Here is a 25,730-nt window from a genome sequence, read left to right on the forward strand (position 1 = left end):
TTACAAATATAGTATTATTCCAGCACATTGGCAAGGGCTGCGAGCTGGCGGTAATCCGTCAGGTCGACCTGCACCGGCACGACCGAAACATAGCCGTGCGCGAGCGCCCACTCGTCGGTATCCTCCGCCCCGGGCTCGCCGTTGACGAAATCGCCCGTGAGCCAGAAATACGCACGGCCCCGCGGGTCTTCGTGGCGGTAAAACTCCTCGCGCCAGAACCCGCGGTTCTGGCGGCAGAGGCGGATGCCGTGCAGTTCGCCGGGCTTGCCTACGGGGACGTTCACATTGAGGCACAACGGGAGTTCGACCTTCTTTTCCAGGACGCTGCGCACGATCCGCTTCCCGTAGACCACCGCCGCCTCGAAATCGGCGTCTGCGCCGTGGTCGTCGAGCGACAGCCCGACCGACGGGCAATCGTAGAAACTGCCTTCGATAGCCGCCCCCATCGTCCCCGAGTAGAGCACGTTCACGGCCGAATTGGAACCGTGGTTGATGCCCGAAATCACCAGGTCGACGCGCTCGTCACGCAACAGGTAGTCGAAGGCCATCTTCACGCAGTCGACCGGCGTACCGGAAAAGGAATACACTTCCAGCCCTTCCTCCTTCCGCACGCAGCGCAGGTAGAGGGGATTGTACATGGTGATGGCCTGGCTCATGCCGCTCTGCGTCGTCTCGGGTGCCACGACCACCACGCGGCCGAAGGCCCGCGCGACCTCGACGGCCGCCGCCAGCCCCTTCGAATCGTACCCGTCGTCATTGGTTACGAGTATCAGTTTTTCTTCTTTCATAGTCGGTATTTTACCTGCAAAGATAACAATAAATCACGCTCACGGAAGATATTTTCATGCCGCACTTGCACCGAATGAAAAAAACTTCGTATATTTGCAGTCCCTTACGGGGCGTATATCAACCTCTTTCATTGGGCGCTACGCAGTTGCGGGGACATAGGACGGCACAGCCCGTCCGGCGTGCCGGGAACGCGGGATTACGGATCAGGGTATCCGTATGGTACGGCGGGCGCAGCGGGAATGTTGGGTGCGAAACACATTAAATTTGTTGCAACAATGAACAAAGACGCAATCATCAAGCTCGTCAACGAGCAGATGTGGGCAAAGACGGATGCCGATGTACCGTCGTTCAAGGCCGGTGACACGATCACCGTATCCTACAAAATCATCGAGGGTAACAAGGAGCGCGTACAGAGTTTCCGCGGCGTGGTTATCCAGATCAAGGGTTCGGGCAAGACCAAGATGTTCACGATCCGCAAGGTTTCGAACGGCGTGGGTGTCGAGCGTATCTTCCCCCTCTATTCGCCCCACATCGACAAGATCGAGGTCAACAAGATCGGTGTCGTACGTCGTGCACGCATCTACTACCTGCGCGACCTGACCGGCAAGAAGGCCCGCATCAAGGAGAAGCGCATGACCAGCGCGGACAAGAAATAGTCCGGGCCGTCAGCAAGAAAAAACAGGAAGGTTCCCCTTCCTGTTTTTTTGTGCCCGCCCCGGAAAACCCCCGCCGCCCGGATAACGGCCCGTACAGGCGGCCATCTTCGACGGCCTGTTTCGACAGCAACAGAAGTTCCGGCCCGGAATTCCGCCCCGGCCGCGGCCCGCGCCAGCCTGCCGTCCGCGCTTACAGGCCCGCCGCCCCGAACTCCCCTCCCGGCGCAGGTTCTCCGCCGCACGATCCGGCAAAACCGGGAAAGACGGCGGGCGGAACCTCGAATTATTGGGCATCCCGTCATGAAGCGCCGCTGACAACATGCCGCAAGAAACCCGGCGTTCTCCGAACGCCGGGTTTCCCGTAACTCGCAACCGGTTCTGCGGATTACTCTTCGACCGGAATGTCCTTGTTGACGTTCTTCGAACCTACCAGCGCGTAGAAGAGCATGTAGGCCAGACCTGCGACAACCACCCAGTAGCTCGAGAGGTAACCTGCGAAGTCGGCTACGCCGCCCTGGATCAGCGGGAGGATACCGCCGCCGCAAACCATCACCATGAAGATCCCCGAACCCATCGAGGTATACTTGCCGAGGCCTTCGACCGCGAGGTTGAAGATCGTACCCCACATCACCGAGGTGCAGAGGCCGCAAAGGGTGAAGAAGATCACGCCGACGGGCACTTCCACCATGCCGAAGCCGGTTCCGGTGAACACGGGCATCGCGCCCTTCACGTCCGTCGGGGCGAAGATGCCCACGAGCACGAAGATCAGCGCCAGCGAGGCGACGAACGAAAGCTGTCCCTTGCTCGAAATCTTACCGCCCAGCAGGCCGCCCAGCAGACGGCCGCACATCATCAGGAACCAGTAGGTACCCACCAGCGAGCCGGCAGCGGCCGCCGCCATGCCCATACCGCTCGTCGCAGCATCGGGGGCCGACGTCAGGAACAGATTCATGAAGTTGGGAATACCGACCTCGACACCTACGTAAATGAAGATGGCGATCGTACCCAGCAGGAAATGGCGGAACGAAAGGGCGCTGTGCTTGTCCTTGACCTCGGCTTTCTTCTCCTGGATGGCGAACGGCTCGGGAATGTTGACCATGTAGAGCACGACGAATACCACGGCGAAGATGCCCATTGCGATCCACAGTGCGGGAGCCGCGTCGCTGATCGTGGCGTTGGCCGCGTTGCCCATCAGGTAACCCACCAGCACCGGAACGATCGTCGCGGAAATCGAGTTGAGCGAACCGCCGAACTGGATCAACTGGTTACCCTTCTTGCCGCCGCCTCCGAGCGTATTGAGCATCGGGTTGACCACCGTGTTGAGCATACACATCGAGAAACCCGAAATGAATGCGCCGACCAGGTAGATCGGGAAGCTGCCGGCCTCGCCCGAGAGGTACTGGATACCCACGCCGACGAACCCGATAGCCACGGCCGCAAGCGCCGTCTTCTTGTAGCCGATGCGCTTGAGCATTATACCGGCCGGAATACCCATCACCGCATAGGCGATGAAGTTGGCGAAGTTGCCCAGCTGCGACATCCAGTTCGCCACGGCGAACTGGTTCTTGACGATTACGCCCAACGGATTCGAAAGCCCCGTCACGAATGAGATCATTGCGAAGAGCAAGAACATCATGATGATGGGCAGCGTGTAATTTTTTTTCTGTTCCATACGATTTTATCTAAATTTAGGTTAATGAGTTTCCCGGTTATCTGTCCCTTTCGGCGATGTAGGCGCAGAGGTTGGCAAGCGCCGTACGGTACTCCGAGGGCTCGTATTCGGAGAGCATGTCGACGGCCCGTGCGACGTAGCTGCGCAACACCTCGGCGGCGAAAGTCAGTCCGCCCCCGGTCTCGACCGCGTCCTGCAGGTACTCCACCGACTCCTCGTCGTCGTGGCAGCGGGCCAGCCGCCCGAGCAGTTCCTCTCGGCGTTCGGGCTCGGCCTTGTCCAGCACCGCTAACAGCGGCAGGGTGATCTTCCCCTCGCGCAGGTCGTTGTTGGCGGGCTTTCCCGTATGCGCCGTACGCATGTAGTCGAGGATGTCGTCCTGTATCTGGAACGCCATGCCGACCGCCTCGCCGAAACGGCGCATCAGCGCCACCTTTTCGCGCGGGGCACCCACGGCCATCGCCCCGGCCGATGCGCTGACCCCGATCAGACATGCGGTCTTCTTATAAATAATGTCGAGGTACGCCTGGCGCGTCATGGTGTGCTTCTCGGCACACTCGCTCTGCAACACCTCGCCCTCGCACAACGCCGCCATCGAACCGCATACATGCGTCACCAGGTCGAACTGGCCGCTCGAAAGACCGATATTCATGTTCCTCGCAAGGATGAAATCGCCCAGTATCACCGCCTTGTGCGACTGCCAGCGGGCATTGGCCGACGGGCGGCCCCGCCGCGTATCCGACTCGTCGATCACGTCGTCGTGGATCAGCGACGCCACGTGGATCATCTCCACGAGCATCGCGGCCAGATGCACCCTCCGCCCTTTGGCCGCGCCCTCCACCGGGGAGTTCATCGCCGCCGACAGCATCACCAACAGCGGGCGTATGCCTTTTCCGCGCGAGGAAAGCGCATAACGCAACATGTCGGCAAGCAATTCCCCTTCGGCCGTAAACTGACGGTCGACGAACTCGTCGAACGCCTCCAGTTCCGCAGTCACAGGTTTGCGGATCGTATCGAGTGTAATCATAAAAACAAACTTAACCCAGCGGCAACGGACGCAACATCGCCCGGGACGGGCCCGGATAATCCGGACATCCCGCACACCGGGTCGCCGCATATCTTTGGCAAAGATAGTGATTTTTCGCAATCACGACTCGTCAAGTAAATGTTTTTTCGTACCTTTGCGAAACTTGGATATTTCGCTCGGATAGGCTCGGCCCGGGAATACACGGAACAAGTTTGGTACTCCTTTCGCCCTGCACTATCTTTACCGCAAAAGAAACTTCGGTTTGGATAGGCTGCGGCCCGGGAATGCGCGGAACAGGTTCGACATTCCTCCCGCCCTGCACTATCCTTGGCAACGGTTAACGACAGGGAAAATGGATTTTTCGAAAACGATCATACGCCGGCTGGCGCCGGCTGCGGCGGCGCTCGTCGTCTTCTTCGTAGTGAGCGCGGCCTATTTCGCCCCGCAATTCCGCGGCGAAGTACTGCCCCAGCACGACGTGGTGCAGTACGAAGGCATGGCCAAGGACATCAGCGACATGCGCGCGACCACGGGCGAAGACCCCCAGTGGACGGGCGGCATGTTCGGCGGCATGCCCGCCTTCCTGATCAACGTGGCCTACCCCGCGCAGATCGTCAAACGCACCGTGGGGCAGGTCGTGAAACTCATCGACACGCCCGCGGCGTTCCTCTTCTTCGCCATGACGGCCATGTGGCTGATGCTGCTCGTCTTCGGCGTCGACCCCTGGGTCGGCATCGTCCCGGCGCTGGCCTACGGGCTCTCGACCTATTTCCTGCTGATCATAGGCGCCGGGCACATCACCAAGATGTGGGCGCTGGTCTATGCCCCGCTGATGATGGGCGGTGCGTGGATGACCCTGCGGGGAAACATGTGGGCGGGCGGGGCGCTCACGGCACTCACGGCGTCGCTCGAAATCGGCGCCAACCACCCGCAGATCACCTACTATTTCCTCCTGGCCATGGCCGCCTTCTGGATCAGCGAGGGCATCGCGGCCCTGCGGGACAAACGCCTCGGGGACTTCTGGAAACGCACGGCGGTACTCGCCGCCGCAGGCATACTCGCCGCAGGGTCGAATTTCTCGCCCCTGTGGTACACCGCCAGCCACTCCAAAGAGACCATGCGCGGCGGCTCCGAACTGGCCTCGACCTCCGAGACTTCGCAGGACGGGCTGGCGCTCGACTACGCCACGGCCTGGAGCTACGGCCGCACGGAGAGCCTGAACCTGCTGATCCCCGACTTCATGGGGCGCGAATCGGCCACGACCTTCTCGCCCGACGGCGAGGTGGCGGCCGTGCTGAACGAATACGGGCTGCGCGGCGCCGCACAGCAGCTGCCGGCCTACTGGGGCAGCCAGCCCTACACCGGCGGCCCGACCTACCTGGGCGCCGCGGCCATTTTCCTCGCAGCGCTGGGCATCGCCCTGGCACGCGGACGCAACAAATGGTGGATCGTCGCCGTCTCGGTGCTGATGCTCCTGCTGGCATGGGGACGCAACCTGATGTGGTTCACCGAACTGGCCTTCGACCTGCTGCCCGGCTATAACAAGTTCCGCACCGTCTCGATGGCGCTCGTCGTCGTCCAATGGGCCGTGCCGCTGCTGGGAGCACTGGCACTCATGCGGCTGTGGCGCGGGGAAATCCCGCGCCAGAGGCTGCTGCGGGCACTGGCATGGGCCGCGGGCGTCACGGGCGGGCTCTGCCTGCTGCTGGCCGTCGCCGGCAGCGCGTTCTTCGATTTCGGCCGCGCGGAAAGCACCGGGATGATGACCGAACAGTTCCGCCAGTTGTTCGAGGCCAACAACATGCAGGATTACCTCCAGCGCGGCATGGATGCCGAAATGGGCATCGCCACGGGCAATGCCATGGCTGCCGAACGCGCCTCCATGATGCAGGCCGACGCATGGCGCTCGCTGCTGATGATCCTGCTCGCAGCGGGCGGCGTGGCGCTGTTCGCCCTGCGCCGGATCAACAAATACGTGCTCACGGCACTGCTCGCCGCCGTGATGCTGCTCGACCTGGTGCCGGTCGACCTGCGGTTCATTTCGCACGACAACTTCATTTCGGCGCGCCGGAACCAGGTCACGGCCACGGCCGCCGACAAGGCGATCATGGCCGACAAGGAGCCGGGGTTCCGCGTCTTCAACCTCACGGTCAGCCCCTTCCAGGACGCTACGACCTCCTATTTCCACCGCTCCGTGGGCGGCTACCACGGCGCCAAGCTGGCCCGTTACCAGGATCTGATCGACCGCTACCTGAGCTACCGCAACGACGCCGTTCTGGACATGCTCAACACGCGCTACCTGATCGTGCCGGGCGACGGCGGACAGCCCGAAGCGGTGCTCCGCCCGACGGCCAACGGCGCCGCCTGGTTCGTCGACGCGGTCGCCGTGGCGGGGAGTCCGCAACAGGAGATCGACCTGCTCGGGGAAACCGACCTGAAACGAACCGCCGTAATCGCAGAAAAAGACAAGCCGTACACAGAAGGCTGGACGGCGAATCCCGCCGACACGGCGGCCCAACGCACCATCGCCCTCACGGAATACCGTCCCAACTACCTCAGGTACGAATACACCGCCCCCGCAGAGGGCGTGGCGGTATTCTCCGAAATCTTCTATCCCTACGGCTGGACGGCCTACGTCGACGGCGCGGAAGCCCCCTGTTTCCGGGCCGACTACGTGCTCCGCGCCATGAGGCTGCCTGCCGGGCAACATACCGTCGAATGGAAATTCCGCGCCCCGGGCTGGAAGGCGGCCGAAGCCGTGACGCTCGTCTCGTCGCTCACGATCCTGCTCGGCGCCATCGCTGCGGCGGTCTGCTGTTTCAGATTCAGGAAGAGAGAGAAAAGAGGGAACGGGGAGGAATAAAAAGAGTGAAAAAAGCAAAGCCACAAACCCGATTGTCATCATAAGAGCAGACATTCAAAAACAAATGAAGACGCGGCCGGAATTCCGGGCAATGAAGTCCCCCGTTTCGAAGGGTGGTTCCGAAGGATTGCCGATAGGCTTCATTTCAGGATCGGGCGGCGGCCCTTTCCACAATAAAAAACAGACGTTCGAAAATGAAAGACGATAAAAGGCTAAAGAGAAAAGTCCGCAACTCCTACATCGTATCGACGGTGAGCATCACCCTCGTGTTGTTCCTGCTGGGCTCGGTGGGCTACCTGATGGTCGCGGCGATGAAGGTCGCCGACACCCTGCAGGAGAGCATCGCCGTGACCGTGGAGCTGGAAAACGGGCTTTCGGACGAACAGAAGGACGCAGTCAACCGGCAGCTCACGGCCGAAGACCTCGTGGCGACGATCGCCTACGTCGGCAAGGAGGAGAAGATCGAGGACGCCGAGTTCCGCAAGATGTTCGCCAGCGAATTCGAGGAAATCCTGGACGAAAACCCGCTGCTCGACTCGTTCGAGCTGACCCTCACGGCCGCCTCGGCCGACAAGGAGCTGCTCGACGGCTTCATCGCCGGCATCTCGAAGATCGCGGGGGTCGAACGGGTGAGCTACCCGGCGCTGATGGCCGAACGGCTGCACGCCACGGTAGGCAAAATCCGGCTGGTGCTGGTGCTCTTCGGCGGGGCGCTGCTCGTCATTTCGCTGATCCTGCTGGGCAACACCATCCGGCTGGCCATCTTCTCGAAGCGCTACCTGATCAATACCATGAAACTCGTCGGCGCCACCAAGTGGTTCATCATGAAGCCCTTCCTCGGCAGCAGCATCACGCAGGGCATCCTGGCCGGACTGGGAGCCTCGCTGCTGTTCGGGCTTTCGGTCTACGGGCTCAACGAAGCCGTCCCCGAACTGCTGACGATCGCCGAGGCGGGCAAGGTCGCCATCATCCTCGGCGCGATGATTGCCGGGGGCATCGTAATCTCGGGGCTTTTCACGATCCTCGCGCTGAACAAATTCATCAACATGAAGTCGAACAAGATATACCTTTATTAAATGAAAAAAGCCAATAACACCCCTCCGGAACAGGAAAATCCCCGTATGCCCCTGACCCGCCGCAACTACATTCTGCTGGCCGTCGGGTTCGCCGTCATCCTCCTGGGCTTCGTGCTGATGGCCGGCGGCGGCAGCGATTCGCCCGACGAATTCAACTACGCCATGTTCTCGTGGCGCCGCATCACGCTGGCCCCGATCCTGGTCATCGGCGGTTTCGTCATCGAGATCTACGCCATCATGAAACGCTTCGAAAAATAATCCGCCCGGCCGTCCCGGCGCCCGGCCTCCGGCGGCCCGTTCCGGCCGAGGCACAGCGCGCCCCCGCACCGGGACTCCCGGTGCGGCGCGACGGCACAGGAGATATACCCGCTTAAATCAGTTATGGACACCTTACAAGCCATCCTGCTCGGTATCGTGCAGGGCATTACGGAATTCCTGCCCGTGTCGAGCAGCGGCCACCTGCAGATCGCCAAGGAGCTGCTCGGCGTGGAACTGGAAGAAAACCTCACGTTCGACGTGGCGCTCCACGCCGCCACCGTACTGAGCACTATCGTGGTGCTCTGGAGCGAGGTCTGGCGCCTCCTGAAGGGGCTCTTTTCGCGCCGCTTCAACGCCGAGCAGGCCTACGTGCTGAAGCTCGTACTTTCGATGATCCCCATCGGGGTCATCGGCTTCCTCTTCAAAGACCGGATCAACGCCATGCTCGACGCCCCCTACATCCTGGTGATCGTGGGCGCCATGCTGCTGCTTACCGCGACGCTGCTGGCCTTCGCCTACTACGCCAAGCCGCGCCAGAAGGAGACCATCTCCTACCGCGACGCCCTGATCATCGGCCTGGCGCAGGCCTGCGCCGCCATGCCGGGGCTATCGCGTTCGGGGACGACCATCGCCACCGGACTGTTGCTGGGCAACAAAAAGGCCGCCGTGGCACAATTCTCGTTCCTGATGGTGCTGGCGCCGATCCTGGGCGAAACGCTGCTCGAAGCCGCAAGCGGCGACCTCACGGCCGGCATCGCCACGGGCACGCTCGCCGCCGGGTTCGCAGCCTCGTTCGTCACGGGGTGCCTGGCCTGCAAATTCATGATCGAGATCGTCAAGCGGGGCAAGCTCATCTGGTTCTCGCTCTACTGCGCGCTGGCCGGCCTGGTATCCATCCTAAGCTATTTCTGCTGATGAAGGAGACACTCGACCTGCGGGGCATCAACTTCGAGGAGGGCTACATCGCCGTCATCGACAAGCCCCTGAGCTGGACGTCCACCGACGTCGTACGCAAGATCAAGTCCGCGCTCCGCAGGCTCGGCTACCGCAAGATCAAGGTCGGCCACGCGGGCACGCTCGACCCGCTGGCCACGGGCGTCCTTTTGGTCTGCATCGGCCGCGCCACCAAGATGGTCGACGCCCTGCAGGCCGAGGAGAAGGAGTACGTGGCCGACGTCATGCTGGGTGCCACGACCCCCAGCTACGACCTCGAGCATCCCGTCGACGCGACCTTCCCCACGCAGCACATCACGCGCGGGAAGGTACTCGAAGCCCTCGCCGCACTCTCGGGCGAACGCCTCCAGTCGCCGCCGGTCTATTCGGCCAAAAAGATCGACGGCATGCGCGCCTACGAACTGGCTCGCGCGGGCGAGGAGGTCGAAATGCGCAAGGCGCTCGTCCACATCTACGAAATGCAGCTCGAAGAGTACGACCTGCCGCGCATCCGCATCCGCGTACGATGCAGCAAGGGCACCTACATCCGTTCGCTGGCCCACGAAATCGGGCAGGCGCTCGAAAGCGGCGCGCACCTGACTTCCCTTTGCCGGACGCGCAGCGGCGGCTTCAGGGTCGAAAACGCCCACAGTCTCGATGATTTTCTAAAAAAATTGCAGGAACTTGAAACAAAATAGGCTTTTTTGCGTATAGAAATTAATCTGTGTTGTTTATTTCGAACGTAAAATAGAGTATTCCACCTATGAAATTATCGCAATACGGGTATGATTTCGCCCCCGAAATGCTGGCGAAACACCCGACGGAAAACCGGGACGATTCACGCCTGATGGTCATCGACCGCGCCAAAGGCACCATCGAACACCGTATTTTCAAAGACATCATCGAATACTTCGACGAAAAAGACCTCTTCGTATTCAACGACACCAAAGTCTTCCCGGCACGCCTCTACGGCAACAAGGAGAAGACGGGTGCCGAGATCGAGATCTTCCTGCTGCGCGAACTGAACCGCGAACTGCGGCTCTGGGACGTGCTGGTCGACCCGGCCCGCAAGATCCGCATCGGCAACAAGCTCTACTTCGGCGACGACGACCTGCTGGTGGCCGAGGTGATCGACAATACGACCTCGCGCGGGCGCACGCTGCGCTTCCTGTTCGACGGCTCCTACGAGGAGTTCAAGCAGACGCTTTTCAGCCTGGGCGAGACACCGCTGCCCAAATGGGTGCGCGACAAGGTCGAACCCGAGGACGCCGAGCGCTACCAGACGATCTTCGCCGAGCACGAAGGCGCCGTTGCCGCCCCGACGGCCGGCATGCACTTCTCGAAGCACCTGATGAAGCGCATGGAGATCAAGGGCATCGACCGTGCGTTCGTCACGCTGCACGTCGGGCTGGGCAACTTCCGTACGGTCGACGTCGAAGACCTCTCGAAGCACAAGATGGACTCCGAACAGTTCTTCGTGACCGAAGAGGCTGCCGGGGCGGTGAACGAGGCCAAGCGCAACGGGCGCAAGGTCGCAGCCATCGGCACGACCGTCATGCGCACCCTCGAAACGGCGGTCTCGACCAACGGCATGATCAAGCCGATGGAAGGATGGACGAACAAGTTCATCTTCGCGCCCTACGAGTTCACGGTGGCCGACGCCATGGTGACCAATTTCCATCTGCCTTACTCCACCCAGCTGATGATGGTTGCGGCGTTCGGCGGCTACGAAACGATCATGAACGCCTATAAGATAGCCAAGGAAGAAGGGTACCGATTCGGCACTTACGGGGACGCGATGCTCATTCTTTAAGATTTTTTCACTATCTTTGCACAATAGACCGCGAAAGATCAAATACTCGAACCATGGCAAATAAGATTCTGTACGTCTGTCAGGAGATTACACCCTATCTTCCAGAGACGGAGGCTTCCGGACTTTGCCGCGCTCTCACGCAGGCGATGCAGGAGCGTGGGAACGAAATCCGTACCTTCATGCCGCGCTACGGCTGTATCAACGAACGCCGGCACCAGCTCCACGAGGTAATACGTCTTTCGGGCATGAACCTCATCATCGACGACAACGACCACCAGCTCATCATCAAGGTGGCCTCTATCCCCGCGGCGCGCGTGCAGATCTATTTCATCGACAACGACGACTATTTCTCGCGCAAGGCCGTGCTGACCGACAGCGAAGGGGCGGAATTCCCCGACAACGACGAACGGGCCATCTTCTTTGCCCGCGGCGTGCTGGAAACGGTCAAAAAACTGCGCTGGACGCCGACCATAGTCCATTGCCACGGCTGGTTCTCGGGAGTGATCCCGGTCTACCTGAAACGTGTCTTCGCCGACGACCCGATTTTCCGCGACGTGAAAGTCGTCGTCTCGCTCTACGCCGACGGCTTCCCCGGGGAACTGGACAAGGGCTTCGCCGCGAAGATCGCCGGCGAGGGGGTCAAGGATAAAAATCTCGCAATTCTCGACGTCCCGTCATACGAAAACCTCTGCCGCTTCGTTATGGAATATGCCGACGGTGTGGTCGCAGCTTCCGCAGATGCCGACCCCAAGGTATTGGAGATCGCCCGTGCGAGCGGGAAACCGATGCTCGAATACCAGTCGCCCGAGGCAGCGGACTTTTTCGATAATTACAACCGATTCTATGAAGCGATTCAATAATTTCCGCCGTTTGCTCCGCGCCGCCGCCGTCGTGACGGCCGTCGCTGCGATGACATTCGCGGGCTGCACCAAGGTCGACGACACACTGGGGTCGAACCTCGTGCCGGACAACCAGCAGATGAAAGCGGGTTACCAGACATTCGGCGCCCTGACGCTGACGGGGGATCTCAACCCCAGGCGCTATGTCGAGACGCGGCTTTACCAGACCGACTCGCTCATCACGTCGAACCTCACCTACGGGTACATGGGTTCGATGCTCAGCGATACGTTCGGACTGCGCACGGCAGGGTTCCTCACGCAATACGTCCCCTATGAAATCGACTCGGGCTATTTCGGGTTCCGCCCGATCCTCGACTCGGCGATCATCCTGCTTTCCATCTCCAGCTACGGCAGCGACACGCTCACCTCGCAGGAGTACAACGTATACGAGGTCGTCAGCAACAAATACCTGACCGAGAAACCCGTCGAAAGCGGAAAGTCCGAGCGCGACACGACCTTCTACCTCAATTTCGACCCCGTCAAGGCGGGTGTCGTAGGCGACGACGTGCTCTTCACGTTCACCTTCCCCGACGGAAAGACGACAGGCCCTGCCACCACGTACACCACCATGAAACCGACCCCAAAGGGACGGGAATTCATCAACCGCCTGATGCTTCAGGAGGGCACGTACAAGGGCGACTATTCGATTTACAGCCTCGACAGCCTCGAACAGTGGGTCGCCGAGTTCAAGGGGCTTTACATCGTCCCGGCCGTCGACCAGACGACCCCCAACAAGGGCAACATCTACGCCACGTCGCTCGACGCTTCGGGCTTCGCGATCTACGGGCGTAACCGCCTGGAGAGCGACCCTACGCTGATCGCCGACACGATTTCGATCCCCTACATTTTCTACGACTCTTCGGTCGACTACGGCAACGTGTCGGTCAACACCATCCGCCACGACTACTCGAAAGCCACTTCTCCGCAGAGGTTCGACATTGCGGATGCGGTCGAGACCAACGAGAACCGTCCGCTCAGCAAGCAGGTCTACGTCGAGGGCATGGGCGGCGTCGTAACGGAAATGACCTTCACCGAGGAGTTCTTCAGGCAGCTGGCGCAGATCATCAAGGACGAGAACGCCGCTTCCGCCAAGGAGTTCAACACCCTGGCCATCAACCAGGCCCGGATGTCGGTCTATTTCGCGGGCAGCAACTACGACTGGCAGAACCTGACCGACGTGAAGCACATGATCGAGCAGATGGACGCCTCGCAGAGCCGCCTGGGCCTCTATACCAATTACAAAAAGCTCTCGGGCATCACCGACTACGCCTATGCCTACGAGAAGACCTACAGCACGACGCTGACCTACGGCGGTTACATCAACCGCAGCCGGGGCTGCTACGTGATGGACATCACGGGCCACGTGCAGAGCATGTGGAACTACTACCAGGAGGCCGTGAAGGAGCTGGGCGAGAACGCCCCGTGGGAAGAGATCGCGGAGAGAATCAAAACCAGGACTATGTACATGGGGCCCGAGGCATACGGCCTCTACACCCAGAATTACAGTGTGATGCAGGGTATGACGCCCTCGGACGGGTCGCTGACCAAGGAGGATGCCCCGATCAAGATCGACATCGCCTATACCCTGGTCAAATAAAGGATCAACAGCACGGAATGCGAAACCTAAGTACTCATGCTTAGGTTTTCGCATTTCAGAAAAGCCATAAAGAACGCATGCAGGAAAATTTAGTAATCGTCGAGTCCCCCGCCAAGGCCAAAACCATCGAGAAGTTCCTCGGCAAGGACTATATCGTCAAGTCGAGTTTCGGACACATCCGCGACCTGTCGAAAAAAGACCTGGGCATCAATATCGACGACGAGTTCAAGCCCGTCTATGAAATCCCGGGCGACAAGAAGAAAGTGGTGGACGAACTGACCAAACTTGCCAAGAGCAAGACCGTATGGCTGGCGTCCGATGAAGACCGCGAAGGAGAAGCCATCGCATGGCACCTGACCGAAGTGTTGGGGCTCCCCGTCGACCAGACCAAGCGCATCGTCTTCCACGAAATCACCAAGCGGGCGATTCTCGAAGCCATCGAGAACCCCCGCACGGTCAACATGGATCTGGTCAATGCACAGCAGGCACGCCGTATCCTCGACCGCCTGGTCGGCTTCGAGCTTTCGCCCGTGCTGTGGAAGAAAGTGCGGCCGTCGCTTTCGGCCGGCCGCGTGCAGAGCGTCGCCGTACGGCTGATCGTCGAGCGCGAGCGCGAGATCATCGCCTTCCGCTCGGCACCCTATTTCCGCGTCGTGGCACAGTTCTACGCGGCCAACGACCCCGAAAAGACCATCTTCAAGGCCGAACTCCCGTCGCGCTTCGAAACGCAGGCCGAGGCCGAGGCATTCCTCCGCAGTTGCATCGGCGCCACATTCACCGTGTCGAAAGCCGAAGAGAAACCCGCACAGCGTTTCCCGGCACCTCCGTTCACGACCTCGACGCTCCAGCAGGAGGCGGGCCGCAAGCTGGGCATGTCCGTTTCGCAGACGATGTCCGTCGCCCAGCACCTCTACGAGCAGGGTCTCATCACCTACATGCGTACCGACTCCGTAAACCTCTCGCAACAGGCACTGGCCCAGTGCAAGGAGGAGATCACGAAACTCTACGGCGAAAAATATTCGTCATGGCATAACTATAAGACCAAGACCAAGGGGGCCCAGGAGGCGCACGAGGCCATCCGCCCGTCGTATATCGACCGCCAGTCGATCGAAGGCACCCCGGCCGAAAAGAAACTCTACGACCTGATCTGGAAGCGCACCGTAGCTTCGCAGATGGTCTGCGCCGAACTCGACCGCACGACCATCGTGATCGACATGTCGGGGTCGTCGCAGCAATTCGTCGCCACGGGCGAAGTCGTCCGCTTCGACGGCTTCCTGCGCCTCTACTCCGAATCCACGGACGACGACCAGGCCGCCGAAAGCGGCGAAGGGCTGCTCCCGAAGATGGCCCAGGGCGACGAACTGCTTTCGACGCAGATCACCGCCACGGAACGCTTCACGCAGGCCCCGGCGCGTTACAACGAAGCCTCGCTGGTCAAGCGCCTCGAAGAACTGGGCATCGGACGCCCCTCGACCTATGCGCCGACCATCACGACGATCATCAACCGCGGCTACGTGGTCAAGCAAAACAAGGAGGGGCAGAAACGCAGCTACGTACAGATGACCCTCACGGGCGACAAGCTCGCCACGAAAAACCTCTCGGAAAGCTACGGCAAGGAGAAGAACCGCCTTTCGCCGACGGACATCGGCATGGTCGTCAACGACTACCTCGAAACGCAGTTCAAGCCGATCATGGACTATAACTTCACGGCCAGCGTCGAAAAGGAATTCGACCGCATCGCCGACGGCGACATCACGTGGGTGAAGATGATCCACGATTTCTACGGCCCCTTCCACCAGATGGTCGACACGGCCATCGGCACGCAGACCGACAAGAAGAGCCAGGCACGCATCCTGGGCAACGACCCCAAAACGGGACATATCGTCAAGGCCCGCATCGGCCGTTACGGCCCGATGGTCGAGATCGAAGGCGAAGAGGGCCAGAAAGGGCGCTTCGCCTCGCTCAAAAAGGGCCAGCTGATCGAGTCGATCACGCTCGAGGAGGCGTTGGCGCTCTTCGCGCTGCCCCGCGACCTGGGCCAGCTCGACGGCGAGGAACTCTCGGTGGGCATCGGCAAGTACGGGCCCTACGTGCGCCACGGCAAATCGTTCGCATCGCTGCAAAAGGGCGACGACCCCTACACGCTCACCTACGAGCGGGCCGTAGAGATCGTCCATGCCCAGAAGGCTGCGGCCGCCGCGGCCAACACTCCGCTGCGGAGCTTCCCCGAAGAGCCCGACATGCTGGTCAAGAACGGCCGTTACGGGGCCTACATCGCCTACAAGGGCAAGAACTACCGCCTGCCCAAGGGCAGCAAACCCGAAGAACTCACGCTCGACGACTGCCTGAAGATCGTCGCCGACTCGAAGAAATAACAGAACCTATAACTAAACTGTAACGCAATGAAGAAACTCCTGCTGACCCTCGTTGCCTTCTGCGCCGCATTTACGGCTGCGGCACAGGCCCCCGACACGACCGCCGCCGAAGGCTACCGGTTCACCGACGTCAAACTGATCCCCATGACCCCGGTCAAGGATCAGAGCCGTAGCGGCACCTGCTGGTGCTACTCGACCCTTTCGTTCCTCGAAGGTGAAATCCTGCGTGCGGGAGGCGCCCCCGTGCACCTCTCCGAAATGTGGATCGTCCGCCATACGTTCATGGAGAAAGCCGTGAAATACATCCGCATGCACGGCGAGATCAACTTCGCCGAAGGCGGGGCCTCGCGCGACGTGACGGAAGGCATCCGCAACTACGGCATCGTCCCGTTCGAAGCCTACCCGGGCTTCAACTACGGCACCGAGAAAGCCGATTTCCACGAACTCTCGCGCGTGCTGAAAGCCTACCTCGACGCAGTGATGGAGGCCAGCACCAAATCTTCGAACAAGCCGCTCTCGACGGCTTGGAAACGGGGTTTCAACGCCATTCTGAACGAATATTTCGGCCCGATGCCCGAGACCTTCACCTATCAGGGCAAGGAATACACGCCCCGGACGTTCGCCGCCTCGCTGCCGATCGACATCGACGACTATATCGACATCAGTTCGTTCACACACCACCCCTTCTATACGCAATTCATCATCGAGGTGCCCGATAACTGGATGTGGGGCACGGTCTACAACCTTCCGCTCGACGAAATGATGGCCGTCGTGGACAACGCACTGGAGAACGGTTATCCCGTCGCGTGGGGCACTGACGTAAGCGAAAAGGGATTCAGCCGCACCAAGGCGATCGGCATCGTACCGGCCGCCGACCTCGAAGGCATGGGCGGCACCGAAGCCGAGCGCTGGGGCAAACTGACGCAGAAGGAGAAGGACGACGCACTCTACAAGTTCGACAAGCCGGGCAAGGAGCTCGACATCACCCAGGAGATGCGTCAGGTGGCTTTCGACAACTACGAAACCACCGACGACCACGGCATGGTCATCATGGGTACGGCCACCGACCAGGCAGGCAACCACTACTACAAGGTGCAGAATTCATGGGACGTACGTCCGCCCTACGACGGATTCTGGTATTTCTCGCGCCCGTTCGTCGCTTACAAGACAACCTCGGTCATGGTCAACAAGCACGCCCTGCCCAAGGAGATCGCCAAGAAACTGGGCATCAAATAACCCGGGCGTAACGACCGCCCCTGAGAAGCCTCAGCCGCATGGCGGCAGGGAGCCCGAAATGAAAAGCGGCCCGACTTTGACAGTCGGGCCGCTTTCGTATATCGAAGTTTTAACTCTTTTCCGAAAATAAAAGGGAGATATTACATCTCGCGCAGCTTGATGCTCTCTCCCAACATAATCAGGGCGGTGCGTAACCACTCATTGATCCTTGCTTTCATACTAAATAATTTTAAATAATTCTTAAAATATTTTATCATTTAAGACAAGGCAAAAGTACTACGGCAAAAGCAAACTTCCAAATATTTTATTAAGATTTTTTAAGAAATATGTAAATTTTTTGAATAAACCCTCTATTCCTCCACCTCTACCCCCAGCAGCCGCACCAGGTCAACCGCCTGCAATGCATTGATCTTCAAACCCTTTAATTCAAACGAACCGACCTCGCCGACCCGCATGCCGCGGATGTCGGAATCGGCGAACGAAAGCCCGCGCAGGCGCGTGCCGCGGAATTCGCCCTGCGTCAGGTCGCAGCGCGAAAAGGCGACCTTCTCCAGGCGGCACTCGTCGAACACGGCACCCCGCATGACTCCCTGCCCGTGCGCCACGAAACGCAAGCGCCCCAGTGCGAAATTGGCGAATTCCGCCTTGCAGCGCTCGAAGGCCACATGCTGCATCGTCGCTTCGGAGAGGTTCGTCCCCATGAGCTTGCAATCCAGGAACTCCACCCGCTGGAAACTGCACCCCGTCAGGTCGGCGTTCGACAGGTCGCAGTTCCGGAAGGTCACATCCGTGAAATGCGATCCGCGCAGCGTGCACGCCGGGAAAAGGCAGCCCGCGAAAAGGCACGACTGCACCCAGATATGTTCCCGGTCAAGGTGCGGGAAAACAATGCTGCGGAAAATGCCTCCGGCAATCTCTTCGCCTTCGGTCAACGCCCTGCCATCGGTATGTTCCACGGGATCGGCGGCCGGGACTGGTCTGGTTATCTGCATCTTTAAGTTCAGTAAACGGCCACCCGTATCCCCGCCTGCAAAGCCGCGTACGGAAGGGTCGCCGCAGCAAAGGTAAGAATTTATCCCGGAAGGCCGCGCCCTTCTCCGCCACGCTCGCGCCGTTTTGCGCATACGGAAAATAATTCCTATCTTTGGGTCGCCTTTCACCCGAACGATTCATGAAAAAGGGATACAGAACCATTTTGACGGCCTGTATGCTGTTGATAGCATATACCGCCGCGGGGCAGCAACCCGAGAAGGACATGGACGCCTTCCCCTCGACCGAGGAAGCCCTGTCCCAGATCGGAAGCGCCGCAGCCCGCTCCCCGAAACAGCCTGCCGACACCGCAGCCCTCACATCGCCTGCCCAACGCAAAGGCTTCATACGCCGCATCATCGACTATTACAGCCGTTCGAATATCGACCGTACGTTCGAAAAGAAAATCGACTGGAGCATCGCCCCCGGCCCGAACTATTCGTCGGATGTCGGCTTCGGCATCGGGTTCCTCGTGGCGGGGCTTTACCGGATAGACCGCACGGACTCCGTGACCGCCCCGTCGAATATCTCGATCTACGGCAACGTCACGACCGAAAAATTCGTCCTGCTCCGCTTCTCGGGCGACAACATCTTCAACCACAACAAACAACGCCTGAGCTACGCCGGGGCCTTCGTCTATTTTCCGGGTGCATTCTACGGCGTGGGCTACAACGCCGGCGCGGAGGGCTACGCACAGGAGCTCACCACCACGATGGGCATCTTCCGCATCTCCTACTGCACGGCGCTCGCCGGACGCTTTTACATCGGCGTCAGCGGGGGCATCGACTACACCGGGGCGAAGTACAAAGACACGGGCATGGTCGCCTATATGAATAATGTCAAAGCCGACGTAGACGCCGGGAAGCCGGTTCCGGGCGGCAGGATGGGCGAACTCTACACCCTCTGGCAGGAGGGGCGCTACGACCCGGCCAAGCAGGATCCCTTCTCGAATTACATTACCGAATCGGGCGACAATCCGAACGCCTTCAACACCAGCCTCGGCCTCTTCGCCCAATACGACACGCGCGACGTGACATTCAACGCTTCGAGGGGTATCTTCATCAAGGCCGAAGCCAAGTGGTACCCCGAATGGCTGGGCAATACGCGCCGCAACTTCGGACGCTTCACCCTGACCTTCGACTTCTACCGGAAACTCTGGAAAGGCGCCATCTTCGCCTACGACCTCTACGCCGACTTCACGGCCGGCACCCCTTCGTGGCACATGTACGCCAAGATGGGCGGCATGGAACGCATGCGCGGCTACTACGAAGGGCGCTACCGCGACAAAAGGCTCGTCGAGACGCAGATCGAGCTGCGCCAGAAAATCTACCGCCGCCACGGCGTCGTAGCCTGGATCGGCGGCGGACAGGTCTGGGGCACCGACAAATTCCGCTGGGACAACACCCTTTACAGCTTCGGCTGCGGCTACCGGTTCGAGTTCAAGAACCGGATGAACATCCGCCTCGACTACGGCTGGGGCGTCTACGGCAACCAAAACCTGCCGTGGGATCGCAAACGCTCCTCGGCCTTCCTCTTCACGGCCTCCGAAGCCTTCTAAGAGCCTGCGCCGCGCGAACAGGACACATATGGGAAAGCCCCTCCTCGGGAGGGGCTTTCCCATGCGGTAATCCCGTCGGGACTATACCGTATATACCGTGATAAACCCGTCGGCACGATGCAGCGTGAGCCGGATCGCCTCCCCGCCGCCGATGCGCCCGACAACGGTTCCGGCCGCAAAATCCACCGCCTCCACCCGCAGGTCGTGCAGCAAGTCCAGCCCCGGGCGCCGGGCATATTTGTAGAGCGCCTCCTTGGCGCACCAAACGGCGGCAGGCAGCAACGGATCGCCGGACAGCGCCAGCTCGGAGGGGGACATGTAACGCGGCGCGGCACGGCTGAAATCCCGCGTCTCGGGCTCGATGTCGACCGCGCAGGGGACATCGGACAGACAGACGGCCACACGCCCCCTGCAATGCGAAACCCCGACGTACACCCCGTCCCTGTCGACGACCGGGGCCCCGGCGGCATCATAGGCAATCCGCACATCTGCCCCCAGTTCCCGGCGGACGACGGCTCGCCACGTGAGGTATTCCCGGCGCCGGCCCTCCCGCACAAAACGCCGGGCCTCGGCCAATTCGTCGGATGTCACCCACCCGGCTACCCCGGCCTCGTCCATCGGCGGCTCTATGAAGAGTGCCTTTCCCATCGTTCACTGCAAGTCCACACGGATTTTATCGACACGGTGCCCGTCCATCTCCTGCACCGTAAAACGGATGTCGTGCGACGTAAAGACATCGCCCTTGCGGGGGAAGTCGCGTTTGAGTTCGAGCATCAGCCCGGCGAGGGTCTCGGCATCGCCCTTCACGTCGGCAAAGGTCTCCTCGTCGATTCCCAGCACCCGTTCGAAATCGCCCAGGTGGCTCTTGCCGTCGAAGAGGTAACTCTTCTCGTCGAGACGCGTGAAGAAACTCTCGTCGGCATCGCTTTCGTCCGAAATCTCGCCCACGATCTCCTCGATGATATCTTCCAGCGACACCAGCCCCAGCGTCGAACCGTACTCGTCGACGACGATCGCCATGTGCACCTTGTTCGACTGGAAGTCGCCCAGCAGGTCGTTGATCTTCTTATGCTCGGGCACGAAATAGGGCTTGCGCACCAACTGCTGCCAGCCGAATTCGTTGCCGTGGTTGATATAGGGGAGCAGATCCTTGACATAGAGCGTCCCCCTGATATTGTCGATATCCTCTTCGTATACCGGGATACGCGAAAAACCCGACCGGATGATCGTCTGCTTGACGGTCTCGTAATCGTCCGTCACCGAGAGCGCCGTAATGTCCACGCGGGGTTTCATGATCTCCTGCACCTCGGTATTCACGAAGTTGACGATCCCCGACAGCATCACATGCTCCTCGGGGCTCGAACTCTGGGTCATATCCACGGCGTCGGCCAGTTCGTCGAGCGAAATCTCGCTCTTGTGCGCCGCCTTTTCGCTGATGCGGCTGCTCGTGCGCACCAGGATGTAGGAGAGCGGATAGAAAATCCACCGCAACACCCTGAGCGGCCGTGCCGCGAACTGCGCGAAACGCACCGGCATGGTCTGCGCCAATACTTTGGGCAGTATCTCGCCGAACAGCAGCAGCAGGAAAGTCACCAGTACGGTCTTGAACAGGAACTCGAAACGCAGGAACGTAAAAACCGAGTCGATGATACCCGACACGAGGATGACGATGCAGATATTCACCAGGTTGTTGACCACCAGAATCGTCGCCAGCAGCACGTCGACATTCGTCAGCAAGTGCAACACCGCCTCCGCCGAAGCAGTCGTGCGCGTCTGCAGGCGGCGGATATCCTTATGCGACAGGGAGAAAAACGAAGTTTCAGCCCCCGATACGAGCGCTGAAACGCACAGCAGTCCCAACGTCACCGCGCACAGCACGGCGATATGGCCCGAAAACCCGTTGAATGCGATCCATGAAGCGGTACTCTCCAAACTTGCGCGGATTTAGTTAGTCAAAAAGCGATCCGCCCTGCGAATCGGCAGCCTGCTGGCTGTTTTCGGACTCCTCGCGCAGCACCTCCTTGCGTCCGCCGGGCATCTGCACGATGAACTTCGAGTTGCGCGACTGGTAGGCCGGTTTGGCCAGCAGCAGTTCGATGTTGTTGTAGCGGGTCGACTTGGCGCCGAGCATCACCTGCTCGGGCGGCCGCTGCGGCGGCGCAACGGGCTTGATCGGCTCCAGCACGGGAGCCACAGGCTCCTTCACCGGTTCCGTGATACGCGCCGGGGGGATGATCTGCTTCATCACGTCGACGGACGCATCGCCCGAGAACCCCGTGGCCACCACCACCAGTTCGATGGCGTTGCCCAGCTGGGGCTTCTCGCTCGTACCCCAGATGATATTGGCGTTGTGTATCACGCCGTTGTCGTCCTGCACGCTGGCATGCGCCTGGATATACTCCAGGATGCGCACCACCTCCTCGTACATCAGCGAGTCGGCGTTCGACACCGAAATGTTCAGCAGGATATTCTTCGCACCCGAGATCAGGTTGTGATCCAGAAGCGGCGAACGCAGCGAAGCCTCGGCAGCAGTCTCGGCGCGGTTGTCGCCTTCGGCCGTAGCCACGGCCATGTGCGCGCGGCCGCTGTCGCGCATCACCTTCGACACATCGGCGAAGTCGACGTTCACCAGGTCGCTCTCGACCGTGATGATCTCGGCGATGCCCTTCGCCGCCGAACACAGAATGTCGTCGGCCTTGCCGAACGCCTGCTTGAGCGACAGGCGCCCGTATATTTCGAGGATATTCTCGTTGTTGATAATCAGCAGCGAATCGACATTCTGGCGCAGTTCCTCGATCCCGCGGAAAGCCTGTTCGTAGCGGATCTTACCCTCGACGGCCAGCGGCGAGGTGACGATCGCCACAGTCAGCAGCCCCATCTCCTTGGCCAGCTTGGCGATGACGGGCGAAGCGCCCGTACCCGTACCGCCGCCCATGCCGGCCGTGATGAACAGCATCCGAGTCCCGGCCTCTTCGAGGTGCTGGCGGATTTCGGGCAGCGACTCGACTGCGGCACGGCGGCCGTTCTCCGGGTCGTTCCCCGCACCGAGGCCCTCGGCGCCGAGGCGTATCTTCAGCTCCACGGGGCTCTTATCCAACGCCTGCTGGTCGGTATTGCAAACCATGAACGTCACGCCCCGTATACCCAGGTTCCACATATGGTTCACGGCATTCCCGCCGGCACCGCCGACACCGACCACCATAATGATCGACCCGTCCGTTTTCGGGGCTTTGATTTCCGACATCAATTCGTCTGTCATATCTCTTTACTCCTTTCTTCTGATTAATTCCCACGCGGGGCTAACACCCGCAAATCCTCCTCACGCCCGGCCGCCTAAAGAACCGGTTGCAGCCCTCAGCATCAGATCTCCTCGTCCTCGGCGGCCGTAAAGCTCTTGTTGATCTTGTCGAAGGTCTTCTGGAAGATCGACCCCCAGTCGCGCTTGCGCTTGGGTTCGATCACGGGGGCCTTCAGCTGCTCATCTTCCCGCTCCTGCCCCCTTGCCGCGGCATCCTCATCGGGCGCAGGCTGTGCCGCCGCGGAAGCCGGCCCCTGTGCGGGCTGCTGGAACCGCGGCGTATGGCGGAACTCGGGTGCGGCCTGGGGCTGCTGGGGCTGGAATCCCGGGCGGGGTTCCGCAGGCCGGGACGCCGGCGAGGCCGGACGCTCGATCACCGCGCAGGCACCCTGCTCGGCGCCCTTGAGCAAAATACCGACCGCCGTGGCATAGGCCGGGTCTGCGACCTTCTCCTTCGACTCCTCCGCAACGCCGGTCTCGGCCGATGCGATGCGCACGTCCATGCCCGTCACGCGGCGGAACAACTCGTCCACATCCTTCAGCTTGGCCGAACCTCCCGTCAGGACAATGCCGTAGGCCAGCTTGCCGGCATACCCCGAATCCCGGATCTCCTGCAATACGAACTCTGCAATATCCGTGGCACGGGCTTCGATCACCGTCGCCAGGTTGCGCAGCAGGATGTCCTTCGCTTCGCGGGCCGTGCGGCCGTTGACGCGGATCAGTTTGTCCTCCGGGGCCAGGTCGGCCACCGCCGAACCGTATTTCTGTTTGAGGCTTTCCACATGTTTCTCGGGCACGCTCATCGTGCGGATGTCGCGGTTGATGGCCATGGCCCCCATCGGGATCGTGGCGATATAACGCACCACGTTGCGGTAATAAACCGCCACGTCCGTCACGCCGCCGCCGATGTCGACCACCGCTACGCCCTCCTCCTTCTCGTCGGGCAGCAGCACGGCCTCGGCCGTGGCGATGGCATTCGACGTCACGCCCAGCATCTTTATGCCGAGCCGCTTGAGCGCCATGTCGAGCCGCTGCATCGGCGTGCGCAGGCAAAGGATGAAATTGAACGTCGACGAGAGTTTCTTGCCGAACGACCCCACGGGGTTCTTGACCTCCTGGTTGTCGTCGACCACATAGTTCTGGGGCACACGCTCCATGATGGTCTCGTCGTCGGGCGCCTGCACGTTCCGCATGCGGTCGAACAGCGCGTCGACGTCCTTCTGGTTGACACCGTTCTGGGGATCGTAGACGAAGACATGATCCGTATGGCGCGCACAGCGCACGAAATCGCCCGAAATACCGGCATAGGCCTCCGTGATCCGGATACCCAGCTGCTCTTCGGCTTCGGACATGGCTTCGCGGATGGCACGGCTCACCAGTTCGATATTCTCGATCTTGCCCGCATTGACGCCCTCGACGGGCTTCGACACGATCGACGCCACATCCATCCGGCCTTCGGCGACCTTCTCGCCGACAGCCACCACGACGTTCGACGAGCCCAGGTCGACGGCAACGGTATAATTCTTTCTTTCCACGGTATATTTCCTTTTTATTTCTTGCAAACCACCTGATCCTTGTATCTGATATCTATCGTCCTGTACGCATCCCAGCCGATGTTCTGCAACCCGCTGCGGTAGAAGCGCATCAACTTGTCGAACTTACGCTCCACCTGCTCGATGCGCCCGAAAAGAATGGTGTGGCGTCCGCTTCGCGGCACCAGTTCCACCTCCAACGCTCCGCTGGGGGTCGTCCGGGCCGCAATCTGCACCACTTCCGACCTCCAGAAGTCGTCCTCTTCGACGAACTCTACAAAGGTAAGGAGTTTCATGAAATCTTCGTAGCTTTTCTCCAACTTTTTTTGTTTCAGCCGCTCGGCCTCCTGCTGCCGAGCGATACGGTCGATCCCCTCCTGGATCATACGCGCCTCGTAGCGGTATTTGCGGCGCATTTCGACCTTGTGGCGGCGCAGTTCGCCGACCCGTTTGTCGAACTCGGCCGAGCTTTCCAGCCGCCACCACTGTTTCTTGACCCGCATACGGCGCAGCGCCGACAGGTTGCGGTCGTTCTGCAGTTCGCGCCTGTAAAGCGGGTACTTCTCCCGCTCCAGCTCCGCGATCCGTTTGTCCACCTTCGCCGACTCGGTGTCGATATGCGCCCGCACGGAACCGGCATACCCCGCGGGAAACGGCGGGCGGTAGCTGCCCGTCACGACCGGCACGTAAAGCGACGATGCCCGCGGCGCGGCGAACACATAGTCCTCCGCCGTGACGTACGAATCCACGCCGTCCACCAGCAGCCGCACGAGCGGCCTTCGCTGGCTGATATCCACGTGCAGCACCCCGTCATAGGTGACATAGGCGTCCACCCGCTCCACGAACCCGTTCCTGGCGATCATCTCCTCGATCTGCGTCAAGGGCACCTTATCAACTGCCGTGCCTTTCGTCTTGATCCCGCTGTGCGCGATCCACCCGCGCACCATGCGCCCCGACACCAGATAGCCCATCGACGAGCTGTCGACGACCTCAATCTCGACCTTCCCGACCGTCCTCGCGGCACGCAGACGCTGCGCCGTGGTGCCCGCATAGAGGATATATGCGGCCACAGCGCCCCACAAAAGGGCCAGCAATGCGTATCGGAGGTAGCGGTTCATC

Annotated in this window: 21 protein-coding genes; 12 read left to right on the forward strand and 9 right to left on the reverse strand. The window is 60.5% G+C overall.

Translation table 11 applies throughout. The features are described from left to right. Positions 1-14 precede the first annotated feature (14 nt). Positions 15-788 (reverse strand): 5'/3'-nucleotidase SurE, encoded by a 774-nt coding sequence (surE, locus tag NQ559_RS05480; protein WP_018696512.1) that lies wholly within the window; start codon positions 786-788, stop codon positions 15-17. A 276-nt stretch (positions 789-1,064) separates the two neighbouring features. Here surE and rplS point away from each other — a divergent pair, with 276 nt between their 5' ends. After that, a complete protein-coding gene (gene rplS, locus NQ559_RS05485) occupies positions 1,065-1,445 on the forward strand; it encodes a 50S ribosomal protein L19 (protein WP_018696513.1) in 381 nt (126 codons plus the stop codon). Positions 1,446-1,830: 385 nt separating this feature from the next. Here rplS and NQ559_RS05490 read toward each other — a convergent pair whose 3' ends face one another. Then, positions 1,831-3,117: an MFS transporter gene (locus NQ559_RS05490; protein WP_018696514.1), complete on the reverse strand. Its 1,287-nt coding sequence runs from the start codon at positions 3,115-3,117 to the stop codon at positions 1,831-1,833. 37 nt (positions 3,118-3,154) lie between these two features. Continuing rightward, positions 3,155-4,144: a polyprenyl synthetase family protein gene (locus NQ559_RS05495; protein ID WP_018696515.1), complete on the reverse strand. Its 990-nt coding sequence runs from the start codon at positions 4,142-4,144 to the stop codon at positions 3,155-3,157. A 352-nt stretch (positions 4,145-4,496) separates the two neighbouring features. Here NQ559_RS05495 and NQ559_RS05500 point away from each other — a divergent pair, with 352 nt between their 5' ends. The 10 genes from NQ559_RS05500 to NQ559_RS05545 all read left to right on the forward strand — a co-directional run bounded on the left by NQ559_RS05500 (position 4,497) and on the right by NQ559_RS05545 (position 17,194). Beyond that, positions 4,497-7,007: a YfhO family protein gene (locus NQ559_RS05500; protein ID WP_018696516.1), complete on the forward strand. Its 2,511-nt coding sequence runs from the start codon at positions 4,497-4,499 to the stop codon at positions 7,005-7,007. 194 nt (positions 7,008-7,201) lie between these two features. Next, positions 7,202-8,083 (forward strand): cell division protein FtsX, encoded by an 882-nt coding sequence (locus tag NQ559_RS05505; protein ID WP_018696517.1) that lies wholly within the window; start codon positions 7,202-7,204, stop codon positions 8,081-8,083. Then, entirely contained in the window at positions 8,084-8,341 is a 258-nt protein-coding gene (locus NQ559_RS05510) for a DUF3098 domain-containing protein (protein ID WP_018696518.1), read from the forward strand. 123 nt (positions 8,342-8,464) lie between these two features. Then, positions 8,465-9,256, forward strand: a complete 792-nt coding sequence (locus NQ559_RS05515; protein WP_018696519.1) for an undecaprenyl-diphosphate phosphatase — start codon at positions 8,465-8,467, stop codon at positions 9,254-9,256. Between the two features lie 26 nt (positions 9,257-9,282). Then, a complete protein-coding gene (gene truB, locus NQ559_RS05520; protein ID WP_026318494.1) occupies positions 9,283-9,972 on the forward strand; it encodes a tRNA pseudouridine(55) synthase TruB in 690 nt (229 codons plus the stop codon). Positions 9,973-10,037: 65 nt separating this feature from the next. Next, on the forward strand, positions 10,038-11,087 hold the full coding sequence (queA, locus tag NQ559_RS05525; RefSeq protein WP_018696521.1) for a tRNA preQ1(34) S-adenosylmethionine ribosyltransferase-isomerase QueA: 1,050 nt from the start codon (positions 10,038-10,040) through the stop codon (positions 11,085-11,087). A gap of 53 nt (positions 11,088-11,140) precedes the next feature. Further along, complete coding sequence (locus NQ559_RS05530) at positions 11,141-11,947, forward strand: glycogen/starch synthase (RefSeq protein ID WP_022332093.1); 807 nt, start codon at positions 11,141-11,143, stop codon at positions 11,945-11,947. Continuing rightward, positions 11,931-13,583, forward strand: a complete 1,653-nt coding sequence (locus tag NQ559_RS05535) for a DUF4270 family protein (protein WP_018696523.1) — start codon at positions 11,931-11,933, stop codon at positions 13,581-13,583. Before NQ559_RS05530 ends, NQ559_RS05535 begins: the two co-directional genes overlap by 17 nt. Before the next feature lie 77 nt (positions 13,584-13,660). Next, positions 13,661-15,958, forward strand: a complete 2,298-nt coding sequence (gene topA / locus NQ559_RS05540; RefSeq protein WP_018696524.1) for a type I DNA topoisomerase — start codon at positions 13,661-13,663, stop codon at positions 15,956-15,958. A gap of 27 nt (positions 15,959-15,985) precedes the next feature. Continuing rightward, a complete protein-coding gene (locus NQ559_RS05545) occupies positions 15,986-17,194 on the forward strand; it encodes a C1 family peptidase (RefSeq protein WP_018696525.1) in 1,209 nt (402 codons plus the stop codon). 350 nt (positions 17,195-17,544) lie between these two features. Here the strand turns inward: NQ559_RS05545 and NQ559_RS05550 are convergent, their stop codons facing one another. After that, positions 17,545-18,186 carry a pentapeptide repeat-containing protein gene (locus tag NQ559_RS05550; protein WP_026318495.1) on the reverse strand — a complete coding sequence of 214 codons (642 nt, stop codon included), beginning with the start codon at positions 18,184-18,186 and terminating at the stop codon, positions 17,545-17,547. Between the two features lie 215 nt (positions 18,187-18,401). On the opposite strand from NQ559_RS05550, the gene NQ559_RS05555 reads away from it, so the two are divergent. Then, entirely contained in the window at positions 18,402-19,781 is a 1,380-nt protein-coding gene (locus tag NQ559_RS05555) for a BamA/TamA family outer membrane protein (RefSeq protein WP_018696528.1), read from the forward strand. 81 nt (positions 19,782-19,862) lie between these two features. Here NQ559_RS05555 and NQ559_RS05560 read toward each other — a convergent pair whose 3' ends face one another. The 5 genes from NQ559_RS05560 to NQ559_RS05580 all read right to left on the reverse strand — a co-directional run bounded on the left by NQ559_RS05560 (position 19,863) and on the right by NQ559_RS05580 (position 25,729). Then, positions 19,863-20,429 (reverse strand): 4'-phosphopantetheinyl transferase family protein, encoded by a 567-nt coding sequence (locus NQ559_RS05560; protein ID WP_018696529.1) that lies wholly within the window; start codon positions 20,427-20,429, stop codon positions 19,863-19,865. A 3-nt stretch (positions 20,430-20,432) separates the two neighbouring features. Continuing rightward, entirely contained in the window at positions 20,433-21,713 is a 1,281-nt protein-coding gene (gldE, locus tag NQ559_RS05565; RefSeq protein ID WP_018696530.1) for a gliding motility-associated protein GldE, read from the reverse strand. 16 nt (positions 21,714-21,729) lie between these two features. After that, positions 21,730-23,040: a cell division protein FtsZ gene (ftsZ, locus tag NQ559_RS05570; RefSeq protein ID WP_018696531.1), complete on the reverse strand. Its 1,311-nt coding sequence runs from the start codon at positions 23,038-23,040 to the stop codon at positions 21,730-21,732. A gap of 101 nt (positions 23,041-23,141) precedes the next feature. Continuing rightward, positions 23,142-24,614, reverse strand: coding sequence for a cell division protein FtsA (gene ftsA / locus NQ559_RS05575; RefSeq protein WP_018696532.1), 1,473 nt, complete (start codon positions 24,612-24,614; stop codon positions 23,142-23,144). Positions 24,615-24,628: 14 nt separating this feature from the next. After that, positions 24,629-25,729 (reverse strand): POTRA-like domain-containing protein, encoded by a 1,101-nt coding sequence (locus NQ559_RS05580; RefSeq protein WP_018696533.1) that lies wholly within the window; start codon positions 25,727-25,729, stop codon positions 24,629-24,631. Position 25,730: the final 1 nt, after the last annotated feature.

Source organism: Alistipes onderdonkii (assembly GCF_025145285.1).
GTDB lineage: Bacteria > Bacteroidota > Bacteroidia > Bacteroidales > Rikenellaceae > Alistipes > Alistipes onderdonkii.

Excerpts from the sequence above, each read along its gene's own strand:
- NQ559_RS05545 (WP_018696525.1), top strand. The coding sequence starts at position 15,986 with ATGAAGAAACTCCTGCTGACCCTCGTTGCCTTCTGCGCCGCATTTACG.
- NQ559_RS05555 (WP_018696528.1), top strand. The coding sequence starts at position 18,402 with ATGCTGTTGATAGCATATACCGCCGCGGGGCAGCAACCCGAGAAGGAC.
- NQ559_RS05490 (WP_018696514.1), bottom strand. The coding sequence starts at position 3,117 with ATGGAACAGAAAAAAAATTACACGCTGCCCATCATCATGATGTTCTTG.
- NQ559_RS05500 (WP_018696516.1), top strand. The coding sequence starts at position 4,497 with ATGGATTTTTCGAAAACGATCATACGCCGGCTGGCGCCGGCTGCGGCG.
- NQ559_RS05505 (WP_018696517.1), top strand. The coding sequence starts at position 7,202 with ATGAAAGACGATAAAAGGCTAAAGAGAAAAGTCCGCAACTCCTACATC.
- NQ559_RS05535 (WP_018696523.1), top strand. The coding sequence starts at position 11,931 with ATGAAGCGATTCAATAATTTCCGCCGTTTGCTCCGCGCCGCCGCCGTC.
- rplS (WP_018696513.1), top strand. The coding sequence starts at position 1,065 with ATGAACAAAGACGCAATCATCAAGCTCGTCAACGAGCAGATGTGGGCA.
- NQ559_RS05530 (WP_022332093.1), top strand. The coding sequence starts at position 11,141 with ATGGCAAATAAGATTCTGTACGTCTGTCAGGAGATTACACCCTATCTT.
- NQ559_RS05560 (WP_018696529.1), bottom strand. The coding sequence starts at position 20,429 with ATGGGAAAGGCACTCTTCATAGAGCCGCCGATGGACGAGGCCGGGGTA.
- queA (WP_018696521.1), top strand. The coding sequence starts at position 10,038 with ATGAAATTATCGCAATACGGGTATGATTTCGCCCCCGAAATGCTGGCG.
- NQ559_RS05510 (WP_018696518.1), top strand. The coding sequence starts at position 8,084 with ATGAAAAAAGCCAATAACACCCCTCCGGAACAGGAAAATCCCCGTATG.
- ftsZ (WP_018696531.1), bottom strand. The coding sequence starts at position 23,040 with ATGACAGACGAATTGATGTCGGAAATCAAAGCCCCGAAAACGGACGGG.
- NQ559_RS05515 (WP_018696519.1), top strand. The coding sequence starts at position 8,465 with ATGGACACCTTACAAGCCATCCTGCTCGGTATCGTGCAGGGCATTACG.
- NQ559_RS05495 (WP_018696515.1), bottom strand. The coding sequence starts at position 4,144 with ATGATTACACTCGATACGATCCGCAAACCTGTGACTGCGGAACTGGAG.
- NQ559_RS05550 (WP_026318495.1), bottom strand. The coding sequence starts at position 18,186 with ATGCAGATAACCAGACCAGTCCCGGCCGCCGATCCCGTGGAACATACC.
- topA (WP_018696524.1), top strand. The coding sequence starts at position 13,661 with ATGCAGGAAAATTTAGTAATCGTCGAGTCCCCCGCCAAGGCCAAAACC.
- NQ559_RS05580 (WP_018696533.1), bottom strand. The coding sequence starts at position 25,729 with ATGAACCGCTACCTCCGATACGCATTGCTGGCCCTTTTGTGGGGCGCT.
- surE (WP_018696512.1), bottom strand. The coding sequence starts at position 788 with ATGAAAGAAGAAAAACTGATACTCGTAACCAATGACGACGGGTACGAT.